The sequence below is a fragment of the Nonomuraea sp. B12E4 genome, assembly GCF_039871825.1.
In the GTDB taxonomy this organism is placed as follows: Bacteria; Actinomycetota; Actinomycetes; order Streptosporangiales; family Streptosporangiaceae; genus Nonomuraea.
This window is the reverse complement of record NZ_JBDPME010000024.1, coordinates 87,763-98,639: the sequence shown is the minus strand read 5'-3', so window position 1 is coordinate 98,639 and position 10,877 is coordinate 87,763. Positions and strand designations below refer to the sequence as shown.

8 protein-coding genes are annotated in these 10,877 nt (G+C 71.3%); 2 read left to right on the top strand and 6 right to left on the bottom strand.

Annotation, left to right across the window (positions count from 1 at the left end; translation table 11 throughout):
* Positions 1–699: 699 nt before the first annotated feature.
* A complete protein-coding gene (locus tag ABGB18_RS37565) occupies positions 700–1,230 on the bottom strand; it encodes a YbhB/YbcL family Raf kinase inhibitor-like protein (RefSeq protein WP_347700429.1) in 531 nt (176 codons plus the stop codon).
* An 88-nt stretch (positions 1,231–1,318) separates the two neighbouring features.
* Positions 1,319–3,361 (bottom strand): AAA family ATPase, encoded by a 2,043-nt coding sequence (locus ABGB18_RS37560; protein WP_347700428.1) that lies wholly within the window; start codon positions 3,359–3,361, stop codon positions 1,319–1,321.
* Positions 3,362–3,471: 110 nt separating this feature from the next.
* Between ABGB18_RS37560 and ABGB18_RS37555 the strand changes: the two genes are divergently transcribed.
* A complete protein-coding gene (locus ABGB18_RS37555; RefSeq protein WP_347700427.1) occupies positions 3,472–3,807 on the top strand; it encodes a hypothetical protein in 336 nt (111 codons plus the stop codon).
* 179 nt (positions 3,808–3,986) lie between these two features.
* Here ABGB18_RS37555 and ABGB18_RS37550 read toward each other — a convergent pair whose 3' ends face one another.
* The 3 genes from ABGB18_RS37550 to ABGB18_RS37540 form a co-directional block, all read right to left on the bottom strand.
* Entirely contained in the window at positions 3,987–5,633 is a 1,647-nt protein-coding gene (locus ABGB18_RS37550) for a DNA repair helicase XPB (protein ID WP_347700426.1), read from the bottom strand.
* 147 nt (positions 5,634–5,780) lie between these two features.
* Complete coding sequence (locus ABGB18_RS37545) at positions 5,781–6,137, bottom strand: DUF4190 domain-containing protein (RefSeq protein ID WP_347700425.1); 357 nt, start codon at positions 6,135–6,137, stop codon at positions 5,781–5,783.
* Positions 6,138–6,223: 86 nt separating this feature from the next.
* Complete coding sequence (locus ABGB18_RS37540; protein WP_347700424.1) at positions 6,224–6,706, bottom strand: hypothetical protein; 483 nt, start codon at positions 6,704–6,706, stop codon at positions 6,224–6,226.
* Positions 6,707–7,156: 450 nt separating this feature from the next.
* Between ABGB18_RS37540 and ABGB18_RS37535 the strand changes: the two genes are divergently transcribed.
* Positions 7,157–8,449, top strand: a complete 1,293-nt coding sequence (locus ABGB18_RS37535; protein WP_347700423.1) for a hypothetical protein — start codon at positions 7,157–7,159, stop codon at positions 8,447–8,449.
* A gap of 45 nt (positions 8,450–8,494) precedes the next feature.
* Here the strand turns inward: ABGB18_RS37535 and ABGB18_RS37530 are convergent, their stop codons facing one another.
* On the bottom strand, positions 8,495–10,855 hold the full coding sequence (locus tag ABGB18_RS37530; protein WP_347700422.1) for a helicase C-terminal domain-containing protein: 2,361 nt from the start codon (positions 10,853–10,855) through the stop codon (positions 8,495–8,497).
* Positions 10,856–10,877: the final 22 nt, after the last annotated feature.

The window sequence follows — 10,877 nt, the reverse complement described above, 5'->3', positions numbered from 1 at the left end:
CCGGCTGTTGACTGCCATTTCAGTGTTTCCCTTGGGGAGTGCTTGGTGGACAGTGATCAGCACACCAGCCGGAGCGCCTCCCCGTCGTTCCCGCCTACGCCCCAATCGGGGTCCAGCCAGGGGTACTGTGCCCGCCGTCGACGCGCACGCCGCCCGAGCCGGGACGGCCGCATGTTCCTGCGGCGCGTGGTGCGGAGTGTCGCTCGGGCTCATGGTGACCTCCGTTGAGTCGGTGTACGGTCGGCGACCAGCGAAAACGCTACGAGTTCGGCAAAGGTTGGCGAATCGCCATTGGGTGGACGATTCCGGTAGCTCTCACGGGGGATGCGGAATCACCGTCTCTCGGCCGAGGACTCCGTCTGCTCGTCAGCGCCTCTTCGACCTGCTCGGGGTCGAGCGCGTGCTCGGCTCCGGCCCTGCCCAGGGCCCGCTCGGTCGCGCCGCACGCGGCCACGGCAGCGTCGTAGCCGCTCTGTGCTCAGCCAGCTTGGCGTCACATTCCGCCAGACGTAGGGCACGGCGGCGCGCCCGAGCGGTGGCTCCGATGTATTCGGCGTGCTCCTTGTGATGAGCGCCGATCTGGATACCTTGGGCGAACCCCTCGTCGGGAGTGATCGTCAGGCTCTGCCCGCCGAGCGACACGGAACGCAGGATCGCGGTGATGCGCTCAGGGGAGACCGCCTGCGGTCCGGGCCGGCTTCAGACGCCGTAGTAGGCGATGACGTGGCCGCGGGCCAGGGTGTTGGCGGTGATGTTGAAGCCCACCACCGCCGGGCTCGCGTCGCTGTCGATGCCCAGCTTGTCCACGCCCAGGGCGTGCACCGTGAAGACGTAGCGGTGCGGGTCGCCGGGGGGCGGGGCCGAGCCGCCGTAGGCCTTGATCCCGTAGTCGTTGCGGGCGTGGACGGCGCCCTCCGGCAGGCCCTTGAAGTCAGGGGCCGTGCCGGCGGCCGTCGGCAGCTCCGTCACCGAGGCGGGCAGGTCGAACAGGACCCAGTGCCAGAAGCCGCTGCCCGTGGGGGCGTCGGGGTCGTAGCAGGTGACGGCGTAGCCACGGGTTTCGGCCGGGGCGCTCGACCAGCGCAGGTTGGGGGAGAGGTTCTCGCCCCGCATGCCCCAGTCGTTGAAGACGTGGCGCTCGCTCAGCCGCTCCTCGTGCTGGATGTCGTCGCTCTCGACCACGAGCGCGGGGACGGACGGCAGGTGTTCGTGTGGCAGTGGTGCGGGCACGGCATCCTCCTAGTTGAGAGCTTTCTGCTGGCCATCCTAGGAGTGGCCGTGCCCCGTGCCGATCAGGGTGCCCGCTTGCTCCCGCCGGTCACATAGTGGCCAGCTCGGGTGGCAGGGGCTTGTCGTGGAGGACCGTCAGGGAGGTCACCGCTCGGGTCAGCACCACGTACAGGCGGGCCAGGCCCCTCGGCTCGGCCTCGACGATGTCGGCGGGCTCCACCACGATCACGTGGTCGTACTCCAGGCCCTTGGCCAGGGTGGCCGGGACGATGAGCAGGCGGTGCTCGTCCGCCGAGTCGGGGTCCAGGATCGCGTGCGGGAGGCCGGCCAGGGCCTGGGAGATCGCGGTGACCATCGCGTCGGGGGCGATGATGCCGATCGAGCCCTCCTTGGCCAGGTTCTCCTCGGCGGCCTCGGCGACCGCGCCGCCGGGGCGGATCGTGAGGGAGCCGGCCCCGGGACGGAGGGAGCGGGGGGCGGCGAGATCGGGGGCGATCGAGGGGAGGAGCCGGGCCGCGTAGTCGAGGACCTCCCGCGGTACGCGGAAGCCGAGCGTCAGCTCCGTCACCTTGCCCTCGGCCTGGCCGAGGTGCCCCAGCACCGACTCCCACGAGGTGGTCGACCACGGGGTCGTGCCCTGGGCCAGGTCGCCCAGCACGGTGGCCGAGCCGTTGCGGCAGCGGCGGCCGAGGGCCCGCAACTGCATCTCGGAGAGGTCCTGGGCCTCGTCCACCACCAGGTGGCCCAGGGAGGGGGTGCGATCCATGAGGTCGCGGAGCTCGTCGAGGAGCGCGGCGTCCGCGGGGCTCCACCTGGCGGACTTCCAGCCCCGGTACGGCTTCCGCCAGATCAGCATTTCTCGCTCGTCAGGCGACAAATCGGATTTAGAGGCTTTGGCGAGAAATTCCGGGTCGGAGAGCAGGCGGAACAGCACCTGTTCCGGCGTCAGCTTCGGCCAGACCGCGTCCACCAGTTGCCGTACGGGCTTCGAGCGGGCCACGGCGTCCTGGACCCGGTCGTCCGGCGACCCGCCGCGCTCCTCCATGCGTACCAGCACCAGGTGGGCCAGGCGCTGGGCCAGCGCCGCCCGCCCCGGGTTGTACCGCGTGGTGCCGCGCAACGAGGCCACGATCTCGCGTACTTCGTAGTCGGCCACCCGGTAGCGGTAGGCGCCCTGGGTGTAGACCACCCCCTCCTCCGGCTTCACGATGTGCAGCCAGAGTGCGCGTTCGAGGACCGCCGCCAGCCTGGCGTCGCCCTTCACCGCCGCGACCATCGGGTCCTCGGTGGTGTCGTGGTCGCCGAGCAGCCCCGCCATGGTGGTCTGGTCGACCTTGATCTCGCCGAGCGCGGGCAGGACCGAGGAGATGTAGGACAGGAAGGCGCGGTTGGGGCCGACGATCATGACGCCGGACCTGGACAGCCGCTCGCGGTGGGTGAACAGCAGGTAGGCGGCCCGGTGCAGGCCGACGGCCGTCTTCCCGGTGCCCGGCGCGCCCTGCACGCACACGGTATGGGCCAGCGTCGAACGTACGATCTCGTCCTGGTCCGGCTGGATGGTGGCGACGATGTCGCGCATCGGGCCGGTGCGGGGGCGTTCGATCTCCTCGGTGAGGATCTTGGACGGGCCGATCTCGCCGCCCTGGCCGAGCGGCTCGTCCTCGAACGCGGTGAGCACGCCGCCGTGGTAGCCGAAGCGGCGCCGCAGCGCCAGCCCCATCGGCTCGGACGGGCTGGCCTGGTAGAAGGCGCGGGACACCGGCGCGCGCCAGTCGATGACCAGCGGCCGGCTGTTGCCGTCGTGTACGTGGCGGCGGCCGACGTAGATGGTGCCGGGCAGCTCGGCCGGCTCCTCGTCGCCTTCCTGGGGCGTGCTCGTCTGCTCGGGGGCGTCACGGTCGAGGCGGCCGAAGAACAGCGGCGTGTCCGGGTGGTCGGCCAGCGCGGCCACCCGCTGGTCGAGCAGGGACTGCAGGACCTGCTGCGAGACCCAGTCGCCCGCCGCGTCCGCGGACAGTGACTGGGCGTGGGCTCGCATGGCTTTGAGCGCGGCCCTGGACTCGGCCAGGTGGGCCTGCTCGGCGGCGAGGACGTCGGAGGGTATGTCGGGGGCCAGTTGGTGTGCGGGCATGCGGAATCGCCTCCCGGGTCGGTAGACAGAGGTGGTCAAGGCAGCGAATCGACCAGTTTAGTAGCGGTCCCCGTGGCCTACCAAAGCATTTACGTGGGTACGGACAGGTGATGGCGCGGGTTCGGCTGCGGGTGTCTCCGATCCTTCCCACGATCGCGAGCTTCCTGCTCGCGGCGCTGTGGGGGCTGTCGGTGTTCGCCGGATGGGGGCTGGAGGCGTTCTGTGCGGGCGGTGAGTCCGCTTCGACGTGCTCCCAGCGGCTCGGCAGGGTCTCCGCGGTGTCGGGACTGTTCGCCGCGCTGGCCGCCTGCTGCACGGCGGCCGCCTGGCTCATCCCGCGGTCGAGGCGCGACCAGCGGGTGTTCACCCGCTTCATGGGCGCCGGAGTGGCGTCCTGGATCCTGGCCGAGGGCGTGCTGTTCGTGGGCGGCGTGACGGCGAGTTGATCAACCGGGGAATACCGAAAAAATCGGGCATATCAGGTGGGTTTGCCGGATCATGAGGGTATGTCGCAGGCGGCGTGATAGTACGCAGGTGAGGGGGGTGGTTCGATGTCTTCGGCCCGCGGAGTTTCGTGGACGTGACACCACGCTGATGCCTGGCCGCTCACCCGAGCGGCTGGGCATTACACCCCGCCCAGCACGTCGTCGGCGTCGATGATCTGGTATGCGTACCCCTGCTCGGCCAGGAACCGCTGCCGGTGCGCCGCGAACTCCTGGTCGACCGTGTCCCTGCTGACCACCGTGTAGAAGCGGGCGCCCCCGCCGTCCGCCTTGGGCCGCAGCACCCGCCCGAGCCGCTGCGCCTCCTCCTGGCGCGAGCCGAACGTGCCCGACACCTGGATCGCGACGGCCGCCTCCGGCAGGTCGATGGAGAAGTTGGCCACCTTCGACACCACCAGCACCTGGATCTCCTTGTCGCGGAAGGCCTGGAAGAGCCGCTCGCGCTCCTTGATCCTGGTCTCGCCCTTGATGACCGGCGCGTTGAGGTGCTCGCCGAGCTCGTCGAGCTGGTCGATGTACTGGCCGATGACCAGCACCTGCTCGCCCAGGTGCCGGCGCACCAGGGCCTCGGTCACGCGGGTCTTCGACGGCGTGGTGGCGCAGTAGCGGTAGCGCTCCTCGGACTCGGCCATCGCGTACGCCAGCCGCTCCTCGTCCGTCAGCGTGACGCGTACTTCGACGCAGTCGGCGGGTGCGATCCAGCCCTGGTTCTCCATCTCCTTCCACGGCGCGTCATAGCGCTTGGGACCGATCAGCGAGAACACGTCGCCCTCGCGCCCGTCCTCGCGCACCAGCGTCGCGGTCAGCCCGACGCGCCGGCGGGCCTGCAGGTCGGCCGTCATCCGGAAGATCGGCGCGGGCAGCAGGTGCACCTCGTCGTAGACGATCAGGCCCCAGTCGCGGGCGTCGAACAGCTCCAGATGGCTGTAGACACCTTTGCGCCGGGTGGTCATCACCTGGTATGTGGCGATGGTGACCGGGCGGATCTCCTTCTTCGAGCCGGAGTATTCGCCGATCTCGTCCTCGGTCAGCGACGTGCGCTTGAGCAGCTCGGTCTTCCACTGGTGGGCGGAGACGGTGTTGGTCACCAGGATCAGCGTGGTGGCCTGCGCGTGCGCCATGGCCGCCGCGCCGACGATGGTCTTGCCCGCGCCGCACGGCAGCACGACCACGCCCGAGCCGCCGTGCCAGAACGCCTCGGCCGCGTCCTGCTGGTACTGGCGCAGCGCCCACCCATCCTGCAGCAGCTTGATGGGGTGGTGCTCGCCGTCCACGTAGCCGGCCAGGTCCTCGGCCGGCCAGCCCAGCTTGAGCAGGGCCTGCTTGACGTTGCCCCGGTCGCTCGGGTGCACGACGACCGAGTCGGCGCCGATCCGGTCGCCCAGCATCGGCTGGATCTTCTTGGAGCGCAGCACCTCTTCGAGCACCGCACGGTCGGTGGAGGTCAGCACCAGGCCGTTGACCGGGTCCTTCTCCAGCCGCAGCCGCCCGTAGCGCGCCATGGTCTCGGCGATGTCCACCAGCAGCGCGTGCGGCACCGGGTAGCGGCTGAAGCCGATCAGCGCGTCGATGACCTGCTCGGCGTCGTGTCCCGCGGCGCGGGCGTTCCACAGCGCCAGCGGGGTGACGCGGTAGGTGTGCACGTGCTCCGGAGCGCGTTCGAGCTCGGCGAACGGCGCGATCGCCTTACGGCACGCGTCGGCCTGCTCATGGTCGACTTCGAGCAGCAACGTCTTGTCCGACTGAACGATCAGAGGTCCGTCGCTCACAGGGGTGTCTCCATGGGGTTTCGGGGCTTGGGCTCAACAGGACCATCGTCTCCTGATCCCGGCTCTGCCGCTCCGGTACACCAACAACCGGAGCGCCCGGATTAGTCCGGCAATCCCACGGCGATCAGCGGCCCCAGCCGCCCGGTGCTAGTCGTCCAGGTAGCCGTTCAGGCCCAGGAAGAGGAAACCGCCGATCGTCAACGCGAAGCCGAGCCCGAACAGGACCCAGCTCCACACCAGCATCGTGCGGGCGGCCTGCGGCTCCCTGCGGACCCTGCCGAGCGCCAGGCCGGCCAGGATGGCCCCCGGCAGCCCCAGTACGTTGCAGCAGGACACGAGCGCGAGGAGGTTGAGCACGAGCGAGACGATCGCGTTGGCGTTCGGTCCCTCGTCGCGCGGGGGCGGCGGGTAGCCGTAACCGTAGCCGTATTGCGGGGGCGGCTGCTGGCCGTAGGGAGCGCCATAAGGCTGATACGGGTAGTCCGACGGATCTTCCTGACTCACGTTCACCTCCAGACAGGTCAACACTTATCACGGAATCGGCACGCGCCTGACGTGGAGCGTGATCTCACCCTAGACCCGCCCGGACCTCAGCCGAGCCTGGCCCGCAGCGCCTTCCGGTCGAGCTTGAGCACGCTCGTCACCGGCACCGAGTCCACGAACCTCACCTCGCGCGGATACTTCACCCGCCCCACCCGGTCGCGGGTCCACTCGATCAGCTCCTCGGCGTCGGCCGCCGCACCCTTTCCGAGCTGCACGAACGCCACGACCTCCGCTCCGAGGCGCGGGTCTGGGCGGCCCACGACACCGCTCATCACCACGTCGGGATGCTGGTTGAGCGCGTCCTCGACGTCGCGCGGGAAGACGTTGAAGCCGCCGCGGATGATCAGATCCTTCTTCCTGTCCACGACGTAGAGGTAGCCGTCGTCGTCCACGCACCCGATGTCCCCGGTACGCAACTCCCCGCCGCACATCCGGCGCGCCCGTTCGGCGAGCGCGTGACTGCGGTGCCAGACCCCTTCGTAGTACACCGACTCGTGGTCGTCGAAACGGCTCCACGACTCCTCGGCCAATCGGCCCAGCGTTTTGCTCGGTCACATGCCCAAACTGATGCGACCGCGTACGCGTCGTCAACCCCACTCCGACTTGACCGCCATTGTGGACACGACCCTTACTCCCCGTAAATGTGCAGAAATCTGCTTCTGAGGCCATTCCTGTTTTCTTGTCGGCCTAGATCGTGTAAAGGTAAGGAGGTCTAACCGCCGTGCGACCTGCCGAGACCAGCGGAGGGCATGATCGACGTGTCCGCATCAGTGGGCCACGTGCCGACTATCCCGCAAAGGCCCTGGTCAGAGCGGCGTGGTGACGCTGTGTGATATCGCGGTGTTAAATCGAAGAAATTTGTTGGGCTAGGGCATTTTCGGTAGGAAACCTTCTTCGTCAAGTCCGAGGTGACTTTCGTGACCCACACGCCTGAGCCGGGCGGGATTGACCTCGAGAACATAACGCTCAGTCAGAGCTTCATGACAGTCAACGACCACCTGCGAGCGGTGACCACCCCCGTCACCCGGGACCTCGACAGGCGCGAGGCCGACACCCTTCTGCGTTCCTATCTGGAGCCCGCCTGCTTCCCCGAAGCGGTGCGCCGGCTGACCACGCGCCACCTGCTGGTGCTCGTGGGCGAGGAGGAGACGGGCAAACGATTAGGCGGCATCGCGCTGCTGTCACGCATGTCACTGGCGGAGGGCACGATCACCGTCCTGTCCCCGGCCGGCACCGCCCGCGAGCTGCTGTCCGAGACCGAGTACGAACCCGGCCGGGCCTACCTGCTGCACGACTGGATCGCCACGAGCACCGACAGGACCGAGCTGGTCGACCTGGCGCGCAAGCTGGCCGAGTCGGGCTCCTACCTCGTCATCACCAGGAACGGGGCTCCCTCGCAGGCGGTCGAGGTGGAGCAGCCCTGGACCGCGCCCGAGACGGGGGAGCTGTTCGACCTGTGCCTGAGCACGTTCGACCTGCGGGCGGGCCGGAGCCCGGAGGAGATCACCCGGGCCAGGGACCTGGCGCTGACGCTGCGCACGCCCGCTGAAGTGGTGCGCCTGGCCGGCCAGGCGGCCCTCGTGGAGGACGAGGTGGCGGCCTGGTTCGACACCAAGCCGCCCATGCGGGACGTGCTGGCGGTGGCGGCGCTCGCGTTCGCGCCGGGGCCCGGCTTCCAGGACCGGCTCGCCGAGCTCGAACGGTTCTGCCCCGAGACCGGGTTGCGGCCGCCGCGCGGCCCGCTGGCCGACGCCTCGGGGACGGACTTCCTGGTGCCGCACCATCGCGACCAGGTGCTGGCGGAGCTGGTCCGCCGGTACGGGTTCTGGCTGTGGCAGCCGCTGCGGGACTGGGTCAGGTCGCTGGCGGGGCAGGAACCGGAGGTCATGGTACGGGCCGCGCAGGGGGTGGCGTCGCTGGCGGCGCACTCCTTCAAGGAGGCCCAGCAGGAGTTCCTGGAGGTGTGGGCGCGGGGCACGGCCCCGGAGCGGGTGGCGGCGGCGCACGTGCTGTCGTACATGTGCGCCGACGACGCCCTGGCGCCCGAGGCGCTCCGCCTGGCGCTGGCCTGGGCGGCGGACCCCGGGGACGTCGTGGCCACGACGGCGGCCGTGGCGCTGGGCGGCGGGTTGTCCGTGCGCTACCCGGCCGACACGAGCCGGCACCTGCGGCGGCTGGCGGGCGGCGACGGGCCCGCGGCGGCGGTGGCCAGGCAGTCGCTGGACCTGCTGGCCAGGCCGGCGCGGGTGATCACGGTCCTGCCACGCTGGTGATGCGCGTGGTCGGAGTTCTGCCCCGGCGGTGCTGAGCGCGGGTGGTCAGAGTCCGGCCACGCCGGTGATGCGGTGCAGGGCGAAACGGTGGACGGCGGCCCGCGTCTCGTCGTAGGCGGTCAGGTAGCCGCCCTCCATCCGGGCCGGCTCCAGGATGCGCGAGGTCGCGTTGCCCTGGGAGTCGAGATAGCCGATCCACACGCGTACGCCCTGTTTGATCGCGTCCTGAAGGGCCGAGATCGTGGCCGTCGCGGGCGAGCGCGGCACCTGACCGTTGGGGGCGTCGACGGGCTCGCGCCGCGCCAGGTGCGCCGCGTCACCGGCCCGCAACGCGCGTACGGCTGCCGCCGCCACCTCCTGGTCGAGCCCGTTGGCCGACGCCACGGTGCGGACCGGCGCCACGCCCTCCGTACGGCGGCTTTCGAGCTGGGAGATGATCACGTCGCCGTCGAGCGACTCGGCGACCGGGGAGTAGCCCATCGCCCGCAGCGAGTCCACCAGCGCCGCCCGTGACGTCCGGGAGGCGATGACGGTCGGGGCGAGCCGGCGCAGCCGCAGCGCGGCGGAGCGGCGGTCGGCGGTGATCTGGTCGAGCAGCGCGGGGTCGTCGCAGCGGATGTAAGCGCTCGCGGTGCCCACGCGGATGCGGCCGTGCCGCCGGGCCACGTCGGTCACCAGGTAGGACAGCGCCTGCGGCACCGGCGTGGCCGAGTGCCGGCCCAGCATTGTCACCAGCTCCTCACCACTGTGCCCCGCGTCGAGCGCGCGCCGGATCGAGCCCTCGCTGAACCGGTAGACCGTGGCCCCGCCCTTCGACTCGACGTCGGCGGTGAGCGTCATCCAGCGGTTGAGCTCGCTCGTGAGCGGTCCCGGCGCGACGGCGGTGAGGTCGGCCTGGAGCAGCACGTGATCGACCGGCTCCGGCAGCAGCGGCGCGAGGGCCTCGGCGGGGTCGGCGCCGTCGAGCAGCGCCCGCCCGTGCGCCGACAGCGCGCCCAGCCCGGTCACGCCGACCTGCTCGGCCTCGCGCAGCGCGAACTCGGTGAGCTGCTCGCGCAGCGGCCCGCGGCGGCGCGGCTGCTCCCACGCCAGCCGCTGGAGCACCGAGTCGCGGGTCGGCGCCAGGCCCGGCGCCGCGGCCAGCACGCCCAGCGTGGCCGCGCGCACCCCGGCGGCGGACGCCCGGCGCAGGTCGGTGTGCAGGGCGTTGAGCGGCCTGTCCCGCTCGTCGCGCTCGCCGACCAGCCCCGGCACCCGGTCCGTCTGCAGCCACGTGGCCGCCAGCGTCACCCAACGGTCGGCGGTGCCCCTGACCCGCCACAGGTCGTAGGCGGAGGTGGGCAGCCACTCGCCGTCCACGCCGCCGCCCGCCGCGACCAGCCCGGCCGCGTGCGCCATCTCGATGACCAGCGCCGCCACCCACTCGGGCAGGTCCAGCTCGGTCGCCGAGCGCTTGAGGTCGCGCACGCCCAGCCCGCCGGTACGCAGCACGCCCGGCGGATCGATGCTCCACCGCTCGCACAGCTCCTCGACCGACCTGACGAACGAGAACGCCTGCCCGGCCGCCGTACGATCGGCCAGCTCGCGGTCCCGCGCGGTCCCTTCGAGCGGCGGCGGCACGGCCGGCAGGTCGCGGTGCACCCGGCCGCCGCGCAGGTGGAGGCCGACCTCGCGGGGCAACGTCACGCTCTCCTCGCCGGTGGCCGCCAGCAGCCCGCGGGCGAGCAGCTCCTCGATGGGCGAGCGGGCCGAGGCCAGGCGTACCTCGCGCCTGGCGTTGGGCACGCGGCCGGTGGGCGGGCCCCAGACGAGCTGGTCGAGCGCCCCCCTGGCCTCCGGCGAGACGGACTCGACGAGCGCGGCGGGGTCGGCCAGCACCGCCGCCAGCCGCTCCTTGCCCGACCCGGGGGTGCCGGGCGCGATGTCGTCGGCCATCTCGTCGAGCTGCTCGGGCGGATGGTGCCGGAACACGTCCACGGCCCTCGGCCCGAGCCCGGCCGGGTCCTCGATCACCTTGCGCACGCCGGGGCCGAGGTCGAGCGCGTCGTCCGGCCCGTAGACCAGCGCCAGCTCGCGCAGCCGGTCGAGCGCCGCCGACAGCGCGGGCTCGGGGCCGCCGCCCCGCATCGCGGCGGCGACGAGGTCGCCGCCCCGCATCGCGGCGGCGACGAGGTCGCGCAGCTCCTTCTTCGGCGTCGGCCCGGCCCGCACGGCCAGCGTCTCGACCACGGCGAGCGTGAAGCGGTCGAGCCGGTCGAGCACCCTGCCGACCGCCGACGGGCTGCCCGCCCGCGACGCCAGGCCCTCCAGATGCGCGGGCACCGGAGTGATCAACTCGGGCCGCGCGGAGACGAGCGCCCGTAGCTGTTCGTCGGTGCGCCCCCTGATCCACTCCGTGAACTCCATCGATGCCATGGTATGTCCCACC